24 protein-coding genes are annotated in these 18,777 nt (G+C 67.2%); 16 read left to right on the top strand and 8 right to left on the bottom strand.

All coding sequences use genetic code 11. The annotated features are described in order from the left end of the window. Positions 1–35 precede the first annotated feature (35 nt). From WAZ62_RS02110 to WAZ62_RS02080, 7 genes are all read left to right on the top strand, one after another. The gene (locus WAZ62_RS02110) at positions 36–398 is read left to right on the top strand and encodes a YraN family protein (protein ID WP_422641881.1); all 363 of its coding nucleotides are present in this window, start codon (positions 36–38) and stop codon (positions 396–398) included. Positions 399–413: 15 nt separating this feature from the next. Beyond that, positions 414–998, top strand: a complete 585-nt coding sequence (locus WAZ62_RS02105; RefSeq protein ID WP_422641878.1) for a BON domain-containing protein — start codon at positions 414–416, stop codon at positions 996–998. 52 nt (positions 999–1,050) lie between these two features. Continuing rightward, entirely contained in the window at positions 1,051–1,896 is an 846-nt protein-coding gene (locus WAZ62_RS02100) for a SirB1 family protein (RefSeq protein ID WP_422641877.1), read from the top strand. A gap of 13 nt (positions 1,897–1,909) precedes the next feature. Further along, positions 1,910–2,854: a glutathione synthase gene (gshB, locus tag WAZ62_RS02095; RefSeq protein ID WP_422641876.1), complete on the top strand. Its 945-nt coding sequence runs from the start codon at positions 1,910–1,912 to the stop codon at positions 2,852–2,854. Between the two features lie 60 nt (positions 2,855–2,914). Continuing rightward, positions 2,915–3,439, top strand: a complete 525-nt coding sequence (locus WAZ62_RS02090) for a PAS domain-containing protein (RefSeq protein ID WP_422641875.1) — start codon at positions 2,915–2,917, stop codon at positions 3,437–3,439. 28 nt (positions 3,440–3,467) lie between these two features. Further along, a complete protein-coding gene (locus tag WAZ62_RS02085) occupies positions 3,468–4,667 on the top strand; it encodes a methyl-accepting chemotaxis protein (RefSeq protein WP_422641874.1) in 1,200 nt (399 codons plus the stop codon). Between the two features lie 95 nt (positions 4,668–4,762). Then, a complete protein-coding gene (locus WAZ62_RS02080) occupies positions 4,763–5,323 on the top strand; it encodes a nitroreductase family protein (protein WP_422641873.1) in 561 nt (186 codons plus the stop codon). Positions 5,324–5,340: 17 nt separating this feature from the next. On the opposite strand, the gene WAZ62_RS02075 is transcribed toward WAZ62_RS02080, so the two are convergent. From WAZ62_RS02075 to pabB, 8 genes are all read right to left on the bottom strand, one after another. Next, on the bottom strand, positions 5,341–6,744 hold the full coding sequence (locus WAZ62_RS02075) for a protein kinase domain-containing protein (RefSeq protein ID WP_422641872.1): 1,404 nt from the start codon (positions 6,742–6,744) through the stop codon (positions 5,341–5,343). A 6-nt stretch (positions 6,745–6,750) separates the two neighbouring features. After that, entirely contained in the window at positions 6,751–7,491 is a 741-nt protein-coding gene (locus tag WAZ62_RS02070; protein WP_422641871.1) for a metallophosphoesterase family protein, read from the bottom strand. Positions 7,492–7,666: 175 nt separating this feature from the next. Beyond that, positions 7,667–9,187, bottom strand: coding sequence for an aldehyde dehydrogenase (gene adh / locus WAZ62_RS02065; protein WP_422641870.1), 1,521 nt, complete (start codon positions 9,185–9,187; stop codon positions 7,667–7,669). A 194-nt stretch (positions 9,188–9,381) separates the two neighbouring features. After that, the gene (locus WAZ62_RS02060) at positions 9,382–10,191 is read right to left on the bottom strand and encodes an aminotransferase class IV (protein WP_422641869.1); all 810 of its coding nucleotides are present in this window, start codon (positions 10,189–10,191) and stop codon (positions 9,382–9,384) included. After that, positions 10,188–10,757 carry an anthranilate synthase component II gene (locus WAZ62_RS02055; protein WP_422641868.1) on the bottom strand — a complete coding sequence of 190 codons (570 nt, stop codon included), beginning with the start codon at positions 10,755–10,757 and terminating at the stop codon, positions 10,188–10,190. The genes WAZ62_RS02060 and WAZ62_RS02055 overlap by 4 nt, the downstream gene beginning before the upstream one ends. Next, the gene (locus tag WAZ62_RS02050) at positions 10,754–11,230 is read right to left on the bottom strand and encodes a type II toxin-antitoxin system YhaV family toxin (protein ID WP_422641867.1); all 477 of its coding nucleotides are present in this window, start codon (positions 11,228–11,230) and stop codon (positions 10,754–10,756) included. Before WAZ62_RS02050 ends, WAZ62_RS02055 begins: the two co-directional genes overlap by 4 nt. 12 nt (positions 11,231–11,242) lie before the next feature. After that, positions 11,243–11,560, bottom strand: coding sequence for a type II toxin-antitoxin system PrlF family antitoxin (locus WAZ62_RS02045; protein WP_422641866.1), 318 nt, complete (start codon positions 11,558–11,560; stop codon positions 11,243–11,245). An 82-nt stretch (positions 11,561–11,642) separates the two neighbouring features. Then, complete coding sequence (gene pabB, locus WAZ62_RS02040; protein WP_422641865.1) at positions 11,643–12,977, bottom strand: aminodeoxychorismate synthase component I; 1,335 nt, start codon at positions 12,975–12,977, stop codon at positions 11,643–11,645. 136 nt (positions 12,978–13,113) lie between these two features. Between pabB and dcd the strand changes: the two genes are divergently transcribed. The 9 genes from dcd to WAZ62_RS01995 form a co-directional block, all read left to right on the top strand. After that, positions 13,114–13,668: a dCTP deaminase gene (gene dcd / locus WAZ62_RS02035; RefSeq protein ID WP_422641864.1), complete on the top strand. Its 555-nt coding sequence runs from the start codon at positions 13,114–13,116 to the stop codon at positions 13,666–13,668. Between the two features lie 20 nt (positions 13,669–13,688). Further along, positions 13,689–14,948 (top strand): UDP-N-acetylglucosamine 1-carboxyvinyltransferase, encoded by a 1,260-nt coding sequence (gene murA / locus WAZ62_RS02030; protein ID WP_422641880.1) that lies wholly within the window; start codon positions 13,689–13,691, stop codon positions 14,946–14,948. After that, a complete protein-coding gene (locus WAZ62_RS02025) occupies positions 14,945–15,385 on the top strand; it encodes a DUF2948 family protein (protein WP_422641863.1) in 441 nt (146 codons plus the stop codon). Before murA ends, WAZ62_RS02025 begins: the two co-directional genes overlap by 4 nt. Then, positions 15,385–16,056 (top strand): ATP phosphoribosyltransferase, encoded by a 672-nt coding sequence (gene hisG, locus WAZ62_RS02020; protein ID WP_422641862.1) that lies wholly within the window; start codon positions 15,385–15,387, stop codon positions 16,054–16,056. The genes WAZ62_RS02025 and hisG overlap by 1 nt, the downstream gene beginning before the upstream one ends. Further along, a complete protein-coding gene (hisD, locus tag WAZ62_RS02015; protein ID WP_422641861.1) occupies positions 16,046–17,347 on the top strand; it encodes a histidinol dehydrogenase in 1,302 nt (433 codons plus the stop codon). The genes hisG and hisD overlap by 11 nt, the downstream gene beginning before the upstream one ends. Next, the gene (locus WAZ62_RS02010) at positions 17,347–17,823 is read left to right on the top strand and encodes a UPF0262 family protein (RefSeq protein ID WP_422641860.1); all 477 of its coding nucleotides are present in this window, start codon (positions 17,347–17,349) and stop codon (positions 17,821–17,823) included. Before hisD ends, WAZ62_RS02010 begins: the two co-directional genes overlap by 1 nt. Positions 17,824–17,834: 11 nt before the next feature. After that, positions 17,835–18,290 carry an arsenate reductase ArsC gene (locus WAZ62_RS02005; RefSeq protein ID WP_422641859.1) on the top strand — a complete coding sequence of 152 codons (456 nt, stop codon included), beginning with the start codon at positions 17,835–17,837 and terminating at the stop codon, positions 18,288–18,290. A gap of 106 nt (positions 18,291–18,396) precedes the next feature. Next, positions 18,397–18,615, top strand: a complete 219-nt coding sequence (gene infA / locus WAZ62_RS02000; RefSeq protein WP_422641858.1) for a translation initiation factor IF-1 — start codon at positions 18,397–18,399, stop codon at positions 18,613–18,615. Between the two features lie 21 nt (positions 18,616–18,636). Beyond that, positions 18,637–18,777 (top strand): Maf family protein (locus tag WAZ62_RS01995; RefSeq protein ID WP_422641879.1); only part of this gene is annotated, 141 nt, incomplete at its 3' end.

Below are 18,777 nucleotides of genomic sequence, written 5' to 3'. Positions count from 1 at the left end.
GTCTATGCCCGTGCCCTCGCCCTCAAGGAAGCGCCTTGAGCGAGGTCCGGCGCCGGGCGCTGCGCCACGGCCGCCGGGCCGAGCTGGCCGCCGCGCTTCTGCTGCTGGCCAAGGGCTACCGCATTCTTGAACGGGACTGGCGCTGCAAGGCCGGGGAAATCGATCTCATCGCCCGCCGACGCCACACGCTCGCCTTCATCGAAGTCAAGCATCGGCCGAGCCTCGGGACGGCCGGTGATTCGATCCAGACGCGCCAGCGGGCGCGGATCGCCCGCGCGGCCGGCCTTTATCTGCAGCAGCGGCCGGCGCTCGCCGGTCTCGACCTGCGGTTCGATGCGATCCTTGTGGTGCCCTGGCGCCTGCCTGCCCATATTAGGGATGCGTGGCGAATCGACTGACGCAACGGGAAGACAATGAACGGAAAGAATGCCGCCGCCCTGACCGCCCTCCTGATCGCCCTGCCTCTGATGGGTGGCTGCGTCGCCGCCGCCATCGGCGCGGTCGGCACCGCGGGCTATGTCGCGGCCCAGAACCGCGCGCCGGGCCAGGTCGCGGACGATTCGGCCATCCGGATCGACATCAACGACAAATTGCTGAAACGCTCCACCAGTCTGTTCTCCAATGTCAGCGTGGAGGTGGTGCGCGGCCGGGTGCTGCTGGTCGGCACGGTCGCCAGTTCCGCCGACAAGGAGGAAGCGGGCAATATCGCGAGGGCCTGCGAGGGCGTGAAGGAAGTCGACAACCAGATCCAGCTTGCCGATGATGGCGGCGTGGGCGGTTATGCCGGCGACAGCTGGATCACCACCAAGGTGAAATCCAACCTGGTCACCGATTTCTCGCTGAACGGCTTCTCGATCGGAGTCGAAACCGTTAACGGCATCGTCTATCTTTCCGGTGTCGTGCGCAGCGACGCCCAGCGCGACAAGGCGGTCGAGATCGCCCGCTCGATTTCGGGCGTGCAGAAGGTCGTCTCGGCGATCCAGATTTCGCCTGAATGATTGTGCCGCTTTCCCCGGGACCGACTGTCCGGCCCCTGACATGATGAAGGCCATGCCCAAACTGGAACCCGTGCCGCTTCGCCCGGAAGAAATCGAGGAAGCCCTCGATGCCGTGGGCCGTCTCGACGATCGCGCCATCGATCTGGCCGGGACCGCCCTTCTCCTCGCGGCGCTGGACCGGCCGGGCCTGTCCGTCGTGCCCTATCGCGGCCACCTCGACGATCTGGTCGCCGCCCTTCGCGATGTCTCGGCGACGTCGGCGATCGAGGTCGCCGGGGCGCTGCAGCGCCTGTTCTTCGAGCGTTTCGGCTATGACGGCGACCGACTGACCTATGACGATCCGCAGAATGCCAACCTGATCCGGGTGATCGACCGGCGAAAGGGCCTGCCCGTCGCCCTCGGCATCCTGTTCGCCCATGCGGCGCGCGGGGCCGGCTTCGCCCTCGACGGCATCGCCTTTCCCGGCCATTTCCTGATGCGGCTTTCAGTGAAGGGCGAGCATCTGATCCTCGATCCCTTCAACGGCGGGCGGGTGCTGGACGCGATGGAACTCCGCCGCCTCGCCAAGCAGTTGATGGGACCGGAACAGGAACTGACACCGGCGCTGACCGACACGGTCGGCAATCGCGCCGTTCTCCTTCGCCTGCAGAACAATCTGAAATCCCGGGCCGAGACCGAGGGCAAGGTGGAGCGCGTGGCGCAGATCGCCCGCTCCATGCTGCGGCTCGCCCCCGAACATGCCGGCCTGTGGCTGGACTATGGCAAGGCCGAGCATCAGCTGGGCCGGCTGGGCGCCGCGACGGCCGCCCTTCGCAACTGCATCGAACATTCCCTCGACGGTTTCGAGACCATCGAGGCCCAGCGTCTGCTGGAAGAACTGCGCCGCAGCCTGAACTGACAAGGCCCCCCAGATGTCCCTCAATGTCGCCATCCAGATGGACCCGGTCGAGTCCTTCGACATCACCGTCGACTCGACCTTCCGCCTCGGTCTCGAAGCGCAGGCCCGCGGCCACAAGCTCTGCTACTACCTGCCGCGCGACCTGTCGCTGAAGAACGGCAAGGTCGTCGCCTTCGCCCGCGACCTGGAACTTCGCCGCGAGAAGGGCAATCATTTCACCGCCGGTCCCGGCCGGGACATCGACCTGTCGAGCCAGGATGTCGTCCTGATGCGCCAGGATCCGCCGTTCGACATGGCCTATATCACGGCGACCCATATCCTCGAGCATATCCACCCGAAGACGCTGGTCGTGAACGATCCGATCGAGGTGCGCAACGCGCCCGAGAAACTCTTCGTCACCCATTTCCCCCAGCTGATGCCGCCGACCCTGATCACCTCGCGGAAGGCCGAGGTCGAGGCTTTCCGCGAGGTCCACAAGGACATCATCGTGAAGCCGCTGTTCGGCAATGGCGGCGCCGGCGTCTTCCACCTGAAGCCGGGCGACGAGAATCTGGGCAGCCTGCTCGAGACCTTCACCCAGCTGTTCCGCGAGCCGATCATCGTCCAGCGCTACCTGCCGGAAGTACGCCAGGGCGACAAGCGCATCATCCTCGTCGACGGCAAGCCGGTCGGCGCCATCAACCGCGTGCCGGCGGACGGCGAGGCGCGCTCCAACCTCCATGTCGGCGGCACGGCGGTACGCAGCACGCTGACCCCGCGCGAGATCGAAATCTGCGACACCATCGGCCCCGTGCTGGCGCAAAAGGGCCAGATTTTCGTCGGCATCGACGTGATCGGCGATTACCTGACCGAAATCAACGTGACCAGCCCGACCGGGATCCAGCAGATCGAAGCCTTCGACGGCACAAATGTCGCAGCCCTGATCTGGGATGCGATCGAGAATCGCCGGAAAAATTAACCGACTGTTCACCGGCGAAGGCGCCCCATACCCGCGAATAAACATGGGTATGGAGAGATCATGTCGCGCCCGACCATACGGCCGACCGACCGTGAAGTCTTTTTCAATGCCGACGATATCATCGTCAGCAAGACCGACCTCAAAGGCGTCATCACCTATGCCAACGATGTCTTCCTGGGCATCGCCGGCTATACGGAGGCGGAGGTTCTGGGCCAGCCCCACAATCTGATCCGCCATCCGGACATGCCGCGCGCCGTCTTCGCCCTGCTGTGGCAGGAAGTCCAGGCGGGCCGCGAAATCTTCGCCTACGTGAAGAACATGACGAAAACCGGCGATTTCTACTGGGTGCTCGCCCATGTCACGCCCAGCCGCGATCTGTCGGGCCAGGTGGTGGGCTACCATTCCAACCGCCGCACGCCCGAGCGCCGCGCGGTCGCCGTGGTCGGCCCGCTCTATGACACCATCCGCAAGATCGAACAGGCCGAAGCCAGCCCCAGGGACGGGCTCGCCGCCGGCCTGCGGGCGATCGAGCAGCATCTGTCCAGCCTGGGGGTGAGCTATGGCGAATTCCTCTTCTCTCTTTAACTTCCGCCGTCACCGCGACCCCCATGCCGTGACCGACCCCCGCGACGAGACCATCGCCCGGCTCGAGGCCGAGAACGCCCGCCTGCGCGAGGCGATGGACAAGGCCACCGAAGCCTGCCACCGCATCGCGGGTGGTGATTTCGAAGCCCGGGTCACCCGGATCGAACATCTGGGCGACGCCATCCCCTTTCTCAACCGCCTGAACCGCGCCTTCGACCTGACCGACGTCTTCATTCGCGAAAGCGTCGCCTGCCTCGAGGAGGCGGCCCATGGCCACTATCATCGGCCGTTCCTCGAAACCGGCATGACCGGCGCCTTCCGCTGGGGCGCCCGCACCATGAACGAGACCCGCAACCGCATGAAGGCGATGCAGGACGATGCCAGGGCCCAGCGCCTGCGCCTCGCCGGTGAATTCGAGGCCAGCGTCGGCGAGGTCGTCTCGACCATGGTCGGCGCCGCCTCGCGCATGACCGGCACGGCCGACGGCGTCGCCGACATCGCCACCGCGACCCAGTCAAGGGCCGGCGCCGTCGCCGCCTCCGCCGAACAGACGGCCGCCAGCAGCGAGGCGGTCGCCGCGGCGACCAACCAGCTCGCCGCCTCGATCAACGAGATCAGCCGCCAGGTCCATCTGACCTCCGACCTCTCGGGCGAGGTCGCGGGCGAAGCCGAGTCGGCCGGCCACAACATGCAGGAACTGGCGACCGCGGCCCAGTCGATCGACGGCGTCGTGAAGATGATCCAGCAGATCGCCAGCCAGACCAACCTCCTCGCCCTCAACGCGACGATCGAGGCGGCCCGCGCCGGTGAAGCCGGCAAGGGCTTCGCCGTCGTCGCCGCCGAAGTGAAGACGCTGGCCCGCCAGACCGCGGAAGCGACGGTGCGCATCGGCACCCAGGCCGAGGACATGAAGTCGCTGACCGACACCGCGGTCGCCGGCATCACGAGGATCACCACCGCGACCGAGCAGTTGCGCGACGCCGCGGCCTCGATTTCCAGCGCAGTCGAGGAACAGACGGCGGCGACCGGCGAAATCGGCCACAATGTCGAACAGGTCGCCGCCGGCAACCGCGACATCACCGCCAATATCGTCACCGTCTCCTCCGCCGCGACCGAGACCTCGGACGCCGCGACCCGCATGAGCGAGTCCGCCACGGCCCTGGCCGGCCTGTCCCAGCGACTGCAGTCGGAAATCGCGCGTTTCCTGACGGATATCCGAGCGGTCTAACCCGCGCGACCGCTTGACCAGGATCAAATTTCCCCTCGCGCATCTCTGCTATTCAGGAAGCACGGGAAAGGCCGAGATGCCGGGGGGAAAGGGCGATGCCGTTGCAGGAGACGATCCTCGAACGCCGGACGATGCGGGATTACGGCAGCGAGCCCCTCGACGACGCGACCATTCGCGACCTCATCCGGGCCGCCCGCCAGGGGCCGGGCACCGCGCCGCCTCACCGCTGGGCCTGCACGGTCATCCGTGACGCCGCCGCGCTGGCGCGCATTTCCCGGGAGGCCAAGGCCCATATGCTGGCCAGCCTGCGGACCAGCCCCCATTCGGCGCACTACCAGTCGCTGCTGGGCGACCCCGCCTTCGACATTTTCTATCGCGCGCCGGTGCTGCTGGTGATCTCGGCCACCACCCGCTCGCCGTGGAATGTAGAGGATTGCACCATCGCGGCGGAGAACCTGATGCTTGCCGCCTCGGAAGCCGGGCTGGGCGCCTGCTGGATCGGTTTCGCCCAGGGCTTCATCGGCACCGCCGAAGGCAAGGCGGCGCTCGGCGTGCCCGCCGACTGGGTGCCGGTCGCGCCCATCATCGTCGGGCGGGCCGACAACGCGGCCCTGCCCCTTCAGCGCAAGCCACCCGAGCTCTGCTGGATCGGCTGATCAGGCCACGCGCGGCGTCACCCGGTCGGCGTCTCGTCGGCCCGCGCCCGCACCACGGTGACCGTGCAGGGCGCCTCGGCCGCCACTTCCCCCGACACCGAGCCCAGCAGGCTGCGCATGGCCGAGCGTTCGCGCGCGGCCATCACGATATGGTCGATGTGATTGGAGCGGGCGTATTCGAGGATGGCATCGGCCGGCGATGTCGATTCAAGAACGTGAAAGGTCACGCTGGCATCGGGCAATTCCAGCGGCCGCGCCCAGTGGCGCAACTCGATCAGGCGCTGCAGATGCTTGTGCTCGCCCTCCTCGTCGAGGGTCGTGTCGATGCCGATGCGGCGCAGCTTCAGGACATTGACGCAGGACAGGCGGGCGCGCGGCATGGCGATCATCAACTGGCTGATGGTCTGCCGCATGGCATCGGCCGCGGCTTCGCCAAGGGTGTTCAGATCGATCGCCGCCATGATGATCGGGGCATTGCCCGGCGCCGGCTTCTTGTTCACGGTCAGGATCGAATCGAGATCCATGCGCCGCTTGAAGGTGGTGACGAAGCCATCCTGCGCCATGCGCTCGGCCCGGGCGGTCAGGGATACCTGGCCCGGGGTTCGCAGGTCGAGGGCGAGTTGAGCCGCCGTCGGATGACGGTCGGCGGGATCGACCTCGAGACACCGCAGGATGATTTCCTGCAGCCAGGGCGGACAGTCGGGGCGCAGCTTGCGCGGCGGCACCGGGTCGCGCCACAGGCGTTTCTTCAGGCCCTTCAGGGTCTGCGGATCGCCGAAGGGCCGCGTGCCGGTGACGAAGAAATACATGAGGGAGCCGAGGGCGAAGAGATCGCTGCGCGGCTCGGAGCGCTGGCCCAGCACCTGCTCCGGCGCCATGTAGGGTGCGGTGCCATAGGGCAGGCGGAATTCCTCGTCTAGAAGATCCGGCAGTTGCAGGTGATGCGACAGGCCGAAATCGATCAGCGCCATCTCGCCCGAGGGGCGGACCATGACGTTGGATGGCTTCACGTCGAGATGCACGACCTGCTGGCGATGCAGGGCATCAAGGGCGGTCGCCACCCGGGCGCCGATATCGGCGACCTCCTCGGGCGGCAGGGGCAGGTCGGCCAGCCTTGTGTGCAGGCTCTTGCCCTCGATCCATTCCATGACGATGTAGGGCAGCGTGCGGAAATCGCCCGAGGCGACGAAGCGCGGGACATGCGGGCCGGTCAGGCGGGGCAGGATCATCTGCTCCATCTCGAAGCCGACGATGGCCGCCGGGTCCTCGCCTTCCGCGAGACGCGGCACCTTCATGAGCAGCGGCATGTCGGTGCCGGACTTCCTGACCGCCCAGATGGTGGCCATGCCGCCCTTGTGGACCTGGGAGTCCACCACGAAACCGTCGATGATGCTGCCCGGGCTGATGCGCGGCGCGGCCATGGTGGTTCAGCGCCCGGCGTACAGGCGGCTGGCGAGCCCCACCGGCAGACCGGCGGCCCTGATCTTCTGTGCCGTGGCCTCGACGTCATAGGGCACGCGGTGGAAGGTGATCTCGGCGCTGTAGTCGTTGTAGATCGCATAGCCGGCGGCCGGGTCGCCGTCGCGCGGCTGGCCGACCGAGCCGATCAGGGCGAGCCAGCGACGCTGCGCCAGCAAGGGGATGGCGATCCCCGGCTGGGGCCGGAACGGCGTCAGCTTGCCGATGTTGGACAGGCCGTAGATCGCGGGAATATGAACATGGCCCGAGAAGACGAGGCGGGTCTCCGCCGCCTCCAGGCTGTGACGGGCGGTCTCGCCGTCGATCACATAGATCCAGCGATGCGGCGCCGAGGCATCGGCATGGACATAGAGCCGGTCGTCGTCGATGACCGAGAGCGGCAGCTTCGACAGGAAATCGAGCGAGGCCTTGGACAATTGCCGGCCGGTCCAGTCGATCGCCTGGGCGGCATGGCTGTTCATGCCGTTGACGCCGCCGACCGCCGCCTCGTCATGATTGCCGCGGATGGCGATCGCCCCTTCGGCGACGAGGCCGGCGATGGTCTCGATCGTCCATTCGGGGTCCGGTCCGTAACCGACATAATCGCCCAGCAGCACGAAACGCTGCGCGCCCCGGGCCCGGGCGTGGGCCAGCACGGCGGTCAGCGCCTCGCGGTTGCTGTGGATGTCGGTGAGGAACGCAATCTGCACGGGTCTCGCCTTCCTGGGATGCGGGGTGGACCCCGTTCATCTTGTCTCGTGAACAAGATGTAGGACGGCGAGGCGGGATCGGCAACCCGCCCTTGGTCGAGACGGGGACGCCCCCGCCCGGCCGCCCCGCCCCGGCAGGGAGCGAGACGGTCGAACGGGGGCGCCCGTCAGCCGATCAGAAGAAGCCCATTGCCTTCGGGCTGTAGCTGACCAGCATGTTCTTGGTCTGCTGATAGTGATCGAGCATCATCTTGTGGGTCTCGCGACCGATGCCCGACTGCTTGTAGCCCCCGAAGGCCGCATGGGCCGGATAGAGGTGGTAGCAGTTGGTCCAGACGCGGCCGGCCTGGATCGCCCGGCCGAAGCGATAGGCGCGGTTGCCGTCGCGGGTCCAGAGGCCGGCGCCAAGGCCGTAGAGCGTGTCGTTGGCGAGGGCGAGGGCTTCCGCCTCGTCCTTGAAAGTGGTCACGGACACGACCGGCCCGAAGATCTCCTCCTGGAAGACGCGCATCTTGTTGTGGCCGCGGAACACCGTCGGCTCCACATAGTAGCCGCCGGCCAGTTCGCCGCCGAGGACGTTGCGCTTGCCGCCGATCAGCAGTTCGGCCCCCTCGGCCTTGCCGATGTCGATATAGGACAGGATCTTCTCGAGCTGATCGTTCGAAGCCTGGGCGCCGAGCATGGTCGAGCCGTCGAGCGGGTCACCCTGCTTGATGGCGGCGACGCGGGCGAGGGCGCGTTCCATGAACTTGTCGTAGATCTTTTCGTGGATGAGGGCGCGGCTGGGGCAGGTGCAGACTTCGCCCTGATTCAGCGCGAAGAGGACGAAACCCTCGATCGCCTTGTCGAAATAGTCGTCGTCCTCGGCCGCCACGTCCTCGTGGAAGATGTTCGGCGACTTGCCGCCCAGCTCCAGCGTGACCGGGATCAGGTTCTCGGCGGCATATTGCATGATCAGCCGGCCGGTGGTGGTTTCACCGGTGAAGGCGATCTTGGCGATGCGCTTGTTGGAGGCCAGCGGCTTGCCGGCCTCGATGCCGAAACCATTGACGATGTTGAGAACGCCCGGCGGCAGGATGTCGCCGATCAGCTCGGCCCAGACCATGATCGACAGCGGGGTCTGTTCGGCGGGCTTCAGCACCACGCAATTGCCGGCGGCGAGCGCGGGGGCCAGCTTCCAGCAGGCCATCAGCAGCGGGAAGTTCCACGGAATGATCTGGCCGACGACGCCGAGCGGTTCGTGGAAGTGATAGGCCATCGTGTCGTTGTCGACTTCGCCGATCGTGCCTTCCTGCGAACGGACGCAGGAGGCGAAATAGCGGAAGTGGTCGATGGCGAGCGGCAGGTCGGCCGCCCTGGTTTCGCGGATCGGCTTGCCGTTGTCGATGGTCTCGACCATGGCGAGAAGCTCCAGCTTCTCTTCCATCCGATCGGCGATCTTGTTCAGGAGACGGGCGCGTTCGGCGACCGAGGTCCGGCCCCAGGCATCTTTGGCGGCATGGGCGGCGTCGAGCGCCAGCTCGATGTCCTCGGCGGTCGAGCGGGCGATCTGGGCGACCGGCAGGCCGGTGATCGGGGTGATGTTGTCGAAATACTGGCCACGCACCGGGGCAACCCATTTGCCGCCGATGAAATTGTCGTAGCGCGAGCGGAACGCGATGGATTTCGAGATTTCTTCGATGGTCTGGTGGATCATGGTTCGCTCCCTGGGCCTCGATATTTTGATGGGGGCCGCTGACAGAAGCGTTAGCCCAAAGCGGCCCGGGCCAGTATAGCACTATGGTACTAAACCGCCCTGCCCGGTTCGGCGGCAATGCCGCCGAAACATATCGCAAGCGCGCAAACGCCTTCGCGGCCGCACGGGCTCGGGGCCTCATGTAATGCCTCAACTCACACGCCGGACCTCAGCCCGCAGGCTTCGCCGACCAGGATGGCGAAGCGGGACGGCACGGGCGGCAGCGCCCGGCCGTCCAGCGCCGCGACCGGCGACAGGAGGCGCAGGCTGTTGGTCAGGAACAGGGGCGCCGCCGCGATCTCGCCGGGGTCGAGGCAGCGTTCCACCGCGCCGGCCCGCTCGATCAGGCAGGCGCGCATGATGCCGGGCCGGACGCCATCGGCAACCGGCGGCGTCACCAGCCGCCCGTCGACGACGGCGAAGAGATTGGCCATGGCGGAGCTTGCGACCGCCCCCCGCGTGTTCAGCATCAGCGCGTCATCGGCGCCGGCCCGCTTCGCCTCGGCCAGCGCCAGGACATTGTCGAGATAGGCGAGGGTCTTCAGCCGCGACAGGGGCGAGGTTTCGTTGCGCCGCAGGGAGACGGTCGCCAGCGTCACCGGCTGAAAGGCGATGGCCGGCGACCAGGGCGCGAGACTGGCGAGCACGACCGGGCGGGGATCGGCGGGCGGCGGCAAGCCGCGCGGCCCGGCGCCCCGGCTCACCGTCACCCGGATCGCGGCGTGCGGCCCGGTCATCGCGGCCAGAAGATCATCGATCGCCCGCTCGACCGCCGCTCGCGGCACCTCGAAGCCCAGTTCTTTTGCCGCCGCCGACAAGCTGGACAGATGGGCCGCCAGGGCGAAGGGGATGCGGTTGAAGACGCCGATGGTCTCGAACACCCCGTCGCCCAGCAGCAGGCCGCGATCCCCGGCCTCGAGCGGGATCGTCCCGCCCTCGCTCAGCCTTCCCTCGAACCAGATCACGGCAGAATCTCCAGGAAATTGCGAAGAAGCGCATGGCCGCCTTCGGTCAGCACGGATTCGGGATGGAACTGCACCCCGAAGGTCGGATGCCGGACATGGGCGAGGGCCATCACCTCGCCCTCGTCCGAGCGCGCGGTCACGAGAAGCGGCTCATCCCCCGTCAGCTCGACGACGAGGGAATGGTAGCGTCCGACGCGGAGGGGCGACGGCAGGCCGGCGAAAAGCCCCTCGCCGTCATGGCCGATCGCCGTCGCCTGGCCATGCAGCGGGCGCCGCGCCCGCGCCACCCGCCCGCCGAAGGCCTGTCCGATGCATTGATGGCCGAGGCAGACGCCGAGGATCGGCACGAGCCCCGAGAAGCCCCGCACCACGTCGAGGGAGACGCCCGCCTGATCCGGCGCGCAAGGCCCCGGCGAGATCACGATGGCCGAAGGCGCCAGCGCCTCGACCCCGGCCAGGGTGACGGCATCATTGCGCCGCACGACGACCTCCGCCCCCAACTCCCGCAGGTAGCGGGCGATGTTGAAGACGAAACTGTCGTAATTGTCGATGACGAGGATGGTCATTCCTGAGAGGCCCGATCGTCCTGTTCCCGCCAATCCGGGCGACACGCCGCCATCAGGGCCGCCCAGTCGTCGGGGGGATTGCCGCGATCCAGCATTCTCTCGAACACGGCATAGGGGTCGGAGCGGCTGCCGGCGGCGCGAAGCGTCTGTTCGTCGTTGACCCAGGCATAGACGATCACCCTGGCCTTGGAATCGTAGCGGAAGAACAGGCGGAAGCGCCGGCCGATCTTGGCTCGCCGCCAATGACGGTAAGCCCCGCCGAGGGTATTGCCCTGCCGATAGTCGTCGCGGGCGGGATCGCCGGGCACGGCTTCGAGGATCAGATGGCTCAGCGCCCGGAGCAGCTTGACGTTGGCATTGCCTTCCGCCCCTCGCGGATCGCTTCGCCGCGCCCGCTCGGCCGCGGCCTGCAAGCGCCGGAGTTGCTCGATCAGGCCATCGTGGAACAGCAGCGTCCAGCCGTGACTTTGCATCGATGGCCCCGGTCAGAGCGCCACGTCACCTTCGATCTCGTCTTCCGGATCGACCGGCACTTTCACCTCGGCCAGCAAGGCCTTCGCGATATCGTCCGGCAGGGTGCCGATATGGCGTCCGGCCCGGATGTCCCGCTCGATCAGGTCGAGGAAGGCGCCGATCGCCGGATCCTCATGGCTTGTCTCCGCCCGGGTCACGACGACTTCGCCGCTTCTGATCTCGAAGCGCACCTTGCCACCCTGATCGACCCCCAGGACCTGACGGACCACCTTGGGCAGGGTGATCTGGCCCTTGGAGGTGAGGGTGGCGATCTCGCGGATATCGTTCATGGCGGGGCCTCCTGCGGAAACCGCTTGTAAGGAATAATCCTTACCACGGGCAAGGGCCTCATCGCAAGATCGCGCCTCGGCTTCACGCCGTCGCCGCGAAGATGCGGGCCGCCTTGGTCAGGGTTTCGCGATATTCGCTGGCGGGATCCGACAGGGCGGTGATGCCGCCGCCGACCTGGAAGCGGGCCTTGCCGCCCGCGATGCTCAGAGTGCGGATGGCGATGTTGAGATCGGCGGCGCCGTCGAAGCCGAGCCAGCCGATGGAGCCGCAATAGAGCCCGCGCGGCCGGCCCTCGATCGCGCCGATCAGGCGCATGGCCTCGGGCTTGGGCGCGCCGGTGATGGAGCCGCCGGGAAAGCCGGCGGCGACGGCGTCGAGGGCGCCTAAGCCGTCCCGCAGCCGGCCGGTGACGGTCGAGACCATGTGATGGAGACCGGCATAGGTCTCGATCGCGCAAAGCTCCGGCACTTCGACCGAATGGGGCCGGCAGACCCGGGAGAGATCATTGCGCAGGAGATCGACGATCATCACGTTTTCGGCCCGGTCCTTGACCGAGGCGGCGAGGCTGGCGGCGCGGGCGGCGTCTTCCGCCGGATCCTCGGCCCGGGCGATGGTGCCCTTGATCGGGCGGGTCTCGATCCGGTCGCCGTCGATGCGCAAGAATCGCTCGGGCGAGGAAGACACCACCTCGAGCCCGGGAAAGCGCAGAAGAGCGGCGAAATCGCCCGGATTGGCCCGGCGCAGCGCGGCGTGCAGGGCAAAGGCATCCGCCCCCGCCGGCCAGTCGGCCGAATAGGCTTGCGCGATATTGGCCTGGAACAGGTCGCCGGCCAGGATCGCCTCGATCACCCGCCGCACCGCCGCCTCGAAATCGGCCGCCGGCATATCCGCCCGCCAGGCGAGACGCGGCGGGACGACGGGCGGCGCCGGCCGGGCGAGCAGGTCGCGGATCTGCCCGGCCCGATCCGGCGGCGCATGGGGCAGAAGATCCGTCAGCAGGAAAGCCTCGCCCGTTGCGTGATCGAAGGCGAGCAGCCAGTCGTAAAGCCCGAACATCAGGTCCGGCACCGGCAGGTCGGCGAAACCCGGCTGGACCTCGAACAGGCGCCCGGCGTCATAGGACAGGAAGCCGATGGCCCCGCCCCGGAAGGGCGGCAAACCTTCGCCCCGCGCGGCGCGCCCCCAGCCCAACAGACGGCGAAGCGCGGGGATCGGCGCCTCGGCCATGGGCTCGCCCCGCCAATGGGCGATGCCCAGCCGGACCTCGAAAAAACCCGAGGGATCGGCGGCGACATAGCTGTAGCGCCCCTGCCGGGCATGACCCATGGCGCTGTCGAGAAAGGCGAATCCGGGCCGTCCGGCCAGACGGCTGGCCGCCTGCATCGAATCGAGAGCGCCGAGGGAAAATATCGCCATGCCCCTTCATGGCGCCGCCCCGCGCGTCAGGCAACAGTCCGGCAATGCAGTCCGGCGTTCTCGATGGTTTCAAATCGCCGGAAAAGGCACTAGATAAGCGGTCGAAAACCGTCCAAGCCCCGTTGAGCGAGCGCCTATGGCCATCCTGTCCGATATTTCGATCCGCGAACTCGCCCGCACCACGGGCATGATCGAGCCCTTTGTCGAGGGTCAGAAGCGCGACGGCGTGATTTCCTACGGCCTGTCGTCCTATGGCTATGACGCGCGCGTGGCGGACGACTTCAAGATTTTCACCAATGTCGACAGCGCCGTGGTCGACCCGAAGAATTTCTCGAGCAACAGTTTCGTCGATCGCAAGACCGACGTCTGCGTGATCCCGCCCAATTCCTTCGCCCTCGCCCGCACGGTCGAATATTTCCGCATCCCGCGCGACATTCTGGTGATCTGCCTCGGCAAGAGCACCTATGCCCGTTGCGGCATCATCGTGAACGTGACGCCGCTGGAGCCGGAATGGGAAGGCCATGTCACGCTGGAATTTTCCAACACGACGCCGCTGCCCGCGAAGATCTACGCCAACGAAGGCGCCTGCCAGTTCCTGTTCCTGAAGGGGGACAAGCCTTGCGAGGTCTCCTATGGCGACCGGGCCGGCAAATACATGGGCCAGACCGGCGTTACCCTGCCGAAGCTGTGAGATCGAGATAGAGAATGGCATTGCAGCGTATCGTCATTCGCGGCGGCGGCGAACTCTTCGGCGAGATTCCGATCTCGGGCGCGAAGAACGCCGCCCTGCCGCTGGTCGCCGCCAGCCTGCTGACCGCGGAAACCCTGACCCTCGACAATCTGCCGGAACTCGCCGACGTCGGCTTCATGCTCGGCCTCGTCGAGCAGCATGGGGCGGAAATCCTGCGCGGTCCCCGCCATGTCGAGATCACGGCGGGCACGATCACCAGCACCACCGCGCCCTATGACCTCGTCCGCAAGATGCGGGCCAGCGTTCTCGTGCTCGGCCCCCTCGTCGCCCGCATGGGCGAGGCCATGGTGTCCCTGCCGGGCGGCTGCGCCATCGGCACGCGGCCGGTCGACCTGCACCTGAAGGGCCTCGAGGCCATGGGCGCGAAGATCGAACTCGTCGACGGCTATGTCCACGCGACGGCGCCCAAGGGGCTGAAGGGCGCGACCATCCGCTTTCCCTTCGTCTCGGTCGGCGCGACCGAGAATCTGCTCATGGCCGCCAGCCTCGCCGAGGGCGAGACCGTGCTCGACAACGCCGCGCGGGAGCCGGAGATCACCGATCTCGTCCAGTGCCTGCAGGCGATGGGCGCGGATATCTCGGGCGTCGGCACCGAGCGGCTGGTGATCCGGGGCAAGGCTTCGCTCCACGGCGCGCGCTATTCCATTCTGCCCGACCGGATCGAGACCGGCACCTATGCCATGGCGGTCGGTGTCGCCGGGGGCCAGGTCGAGCTGGTCGGCGCCCGGCCGGACACGCTGGAAGACGTGATCGACGTCCTCAACCGCTCCGGCGTCGAGGTGACGCCGACGGCGCGCGGTATGAAGGTGAAGCGGAACGGCCACCGGGTTCACGGCGTCGACGTGATGACCCAGCCCTTCCCCGGTTTCCCGACCGACCTGCAGGCCCAGATGATGGTGCTGATGGCGACGGCCGAGGGCGCCGCCATGATCACCGAGACGATCTTCGAGAACCGCTTCATGCATGTGCCGGAATTGGCGCGCATGGGCGCCAATGTCACCGTCCACGGCGCCTCGGCGCTGGTGCGCGGCGTGCCCAGGCTGAAGGGCGCGCCCGTGATGGCGACCGACCTTCGCGCCTCGATCAGCCTCGTCCTCGCCGGCCTCGCCGCCGAGGGGGAGACGGTGGTCAACCGCATCTATCACCTCGACCGCGGCTACGAGCGGGTCGAGGAGAAGCTGGGCGCCGTCGGCGCCAACATCAGGCGCCTGACGGAATGAGCGCGGCCCCCCGCCTGCACCTTGGCTTCGCCGATGCGGACGACCTTCGCGTCGTCTCCGCCCTCGTGCAGGACGCGGTGGTGAAGGCGGCGGATCTCGTCTACCTCGGCGGGGCCCGGCGCTTCGCCCTGGTCGCCAACCGCTTCTGCTGGGAAGCGGGTGGCGAGGCCTTTCGTCGGCGCTGCGGGCTGCATTTCGATACCGTCCGCTCGGCCCGGGTGAAGGGCATCGATCGCAACGCGGTCGAACAAGTCTTGGAACTCCTGGCCATCGAGGTCGGGGAGAATGAAAATGGCGTGCTGATCGATCTGATCTTCGCCGGTGGTGCCCAGATCCGTCTCGATGCCGAGACGCTCGAGGGCGGCCTGAAGGATCTGACCGAGGCCTGGCCGACCCGCCAGGCACCGCAGCACGAAAGTGACGGGGAATCCGCCTGATGGTCACCAAATCGCCCAACGAGGGCCTGGTCTTCGCCCTGCCCAAGGGCCGCATCCTGAAAGAGCTGCGTCCGCTGCTCGACAAGGTTGGGCTGACGCCCGAGCCCGATTTCGACAACGAGAAATCGCGCGCCCTGCGTTTCCGCACCGCCAATCCCAATGTCTCGCTGATCCGGGTGCGCTCCTTCGATGTCGCCACCTTCGTCGCCTTCGGCGCGGCCCATCTCGGCGTCGCCGGCAACGACGTGCTGATGGAATTCGACTATCCCGAGATCTATGCCCCGCTCGACCTGAACATCGGCCATTGCCGCCTGTCGGTCGCGGAGCCCGCCGATCTCGCCGGCAAGGACGATCCCAGCCGCTGGAGCCATGTCCGCGTCGCGACCAAATATCCGCACATCACGCGCCAGCATTTCGCCGCGCGCGGGGTGCAGGCGGAATGCGTGAAGCTGAACGGCGCCATGGAACTGGCGCCCATGCTCGGCCTGTGCCGGCGCATCGTCGACCTGGTCTCGACCGGCGATACCTTGCGCGCCAATGGCCTCGTCGAGGTCGAGAAGATCGCCGATATCTCGTCGCGTCTCGTCGTCAACCGCGCCGCCTTCAAGACCAGGGTGGAGGAGATCGGCGGCTGGATCGACGCTTTCAGGGGGGCCCTGCGTGCCGCGTGACCTGACCACACGATCCGCCGATTTCGCCACCGGTTTCGAGGATCTGCTGAATTCCAAGCGCGAGATGTCGGTCGACGTCGATGCCAGCGTCGCCGCCATCATCGCCGATGTCCGGGCGAGGGGCGATGCCGCCGTCCTCGACTACACCAACCGTTTCGACCGCATGGCCCTGGCGGATGCGGTCGACATGCGCGTCTCGGCCGACGAGATCGAGGCGGCGGTCGAGCAGGTCGGCCCCGAGCTTCTGGCCGCCATCGACCTCGCGGCGACCAGGATCGAGAGCTTTCACGCGCGCCAGGTGCCGCTGGACGATCATTACACCGATGCCGTCGGCGTTCGCCTCGGCCTGCGCTGGACCCCGGTTTCGGCCGCCGGCCTCTATGTTCCCGGCGGCACCGCCGCCTATCCGTCCTCGGTCCTCATGAATGCCCTGCCGGCCAAGGTCGCCGGGGTGTCCCGCATCGTCATGGTGGTGCCGACACCGGACGGCGTGCTGAACCCCGCGGTGATGGCCGCCGCCCGGCGCGCCGGGGTCACCGACATCCTGCGCATCGGCGGCGCCCAGGCCGTCGCCGCCCTCGCCTATGGCACCGAGAGCATCCGGCCGGTGGACAAGATCGTCGGCCCCGGCAATGCCTATGTCGCCGCCGCCAAGCGGCAGGTTTACGGCGTCGTCGGCATCGACGCGATCGCGGGGCCGAGCGAGATCCTGGTGGTCGCCGATGGCGCCAACGACCCGGCCTGGATCGCCGCCGATCTCCTGTCCCAGGCCGAACACGACGAAAGCGCCCAGTCGATCCTGCTGACCGACGACAGCGCCTTCGCCGACAGGGTCCTCGCCGCCATCGAGGATCACCTGGAGCGCCTGCCCCGCGCCGCCACCGCCCGCAAGAGCTGGGACGACCACGGCGCCGTCATCCGCCTGCGCAGCCTCGACGAGGCCCCCGCCCTCGTCGACGCCGTGGCGCCGGAACATCTCGAACTCGCGCTTGAAGACCCGGACGCATTCGCGGCCCGGGTCAGCCACGCGGGGGCCATTTTCCTCGGACGTTACACGCCCGAGGCGATCGGCGATTATGTCGCCGGGCCGAACCACGTCCTGCCGACGGCGCGCACCGCCCGCTTCTCCTCCGGCCTGTCGGTCTTCGATTTCCTGAAGCGCACCACCCTCGTCGGCTGCGACGAGGCGGCGCTGCGGGCGATCGGCCCGGCCGCCGTCACCCTGGCCCGGGCCGAGGGGCTGGGTGCCCATGCGTTGTCTGTCGCGATCCGGCTGAACGAGGCCAACTGATGAGCGCCGAGACGAGAAAACTGGTTGGCGTCACCCTCGACGAGGCTTCGGTCGCAAGACGCAGCCCCGATGTCGATCACGAGCGTAAGGTCGCGATCTTCGACCTGCTCGACGAGAACCATTTCTCGCCCATCGGCGACCACGACGGCCCCTATCACCTGCATCTGGCGATCGAGGAAACCCGCCTCGTCTTCGACATCCGCGACGCCGACACGACGCCCCTCGGCAAGATCATCCTCGCCCTGTCGCCGTTCCGGAACCTGATCCGCGAATATCTCGGCATCTGCGAGAGCTATTACGCCGCCATCAAGACCTCGACCCCGCAGAAGATCGAGGCGATCGACATGGGCCGGCGCGGATTGCACAACCAGGGCTCGGAATTGCTGATGGAGCGGCTGAAGGGCAAGATCGAGATCGATTTCGATACCGCCCGCCGCCTCTTCACCCTGATCTGCGTCCTGTTCATGAAGGGCTAGGCGGCGCGGCCGTGGGGGGATATTCAGCCGATCTTCCGGGGGCCGTGTTGTTCTGCTGCACGCAGAACGCCATTCGCTCGCCCATCGCCATGGGCCTGATGAAACATTTCTACGGCCGGGTGATCTTCACCGATTCGGTCGGCGTGCGCGCCGGCGATCTCGACCCTTTCGCCATCTCGGTGATGGACGAGATGGGCATCGACATATCGAGATACCGGCCGAAGGATTTCGACCAGCTGGAAGACACGAGTTTCGACCTCATCATCTCGCTCTCTCCGGAAGCGCAGCACAAGGCGGTGGACCTGACGCGGACCATGGCCTGCGACGTCGAATATTGGCCGACCTTCGATCCCAGCCTCGCCCAGGGCTCGCGCGAGCAGGTTCTCGACAGTTATCGCGGCGTGCGCGACCAGTTGCTTCAGCGCATTCGCGGCCGCTTCGGTGTGGTACGCGCGCCCACCGTCTGAGCAATTCACCGCAAACAGGGCCGACCTGCGGGCTGAACGCTTGCAAAAGCAAGCATACGGTCGCATGTTCCTGCCAAATTTAGTCTTAGGTTCCTCAGGAGAACATATGCCCAAGGAAGAATTGATCGAGTTTCCGGGTACGGTAACCGAGCTTCTGCCCAATGCCCATTTCCGCGTCCGTCTCGACAACGATCATGAAGTGCTGGCCCATACCGCCGGCAAGATGCGCAAACACCGCATCCGCGTCCTCGCCGGTGACAAGGTGCTGGTCGAAATGACCCCCTACGACCTGACCAAGGGCCGCATCACCTTCCGCTTCAAGTAAGCGCCCGTCGGGCCTTCGCCCATGGGAAATGACCCCAAGCTCGTCCTCGCCTCGGCTTCGCCCCGCCGGCGCGAGCTGCTGGACCGACTCGGCCTCGCGCCGGACCTGATCCTCGCCGCCGATCTCGACGAATCGCCCCGCCCGGGTGAGGCGCCGCTGGCC

Source organism: Zavarzinia sp. (assembly GCF_049306435.1).
GTDB lineage: Bacteria > Pseudomonadota > Alphaproteobacteria > Zavarziniales > Zavarziniaceae > Zavarzinia.
This window is presented reverse-complemented; position numbering and strand designations above follow the sequence as displayed.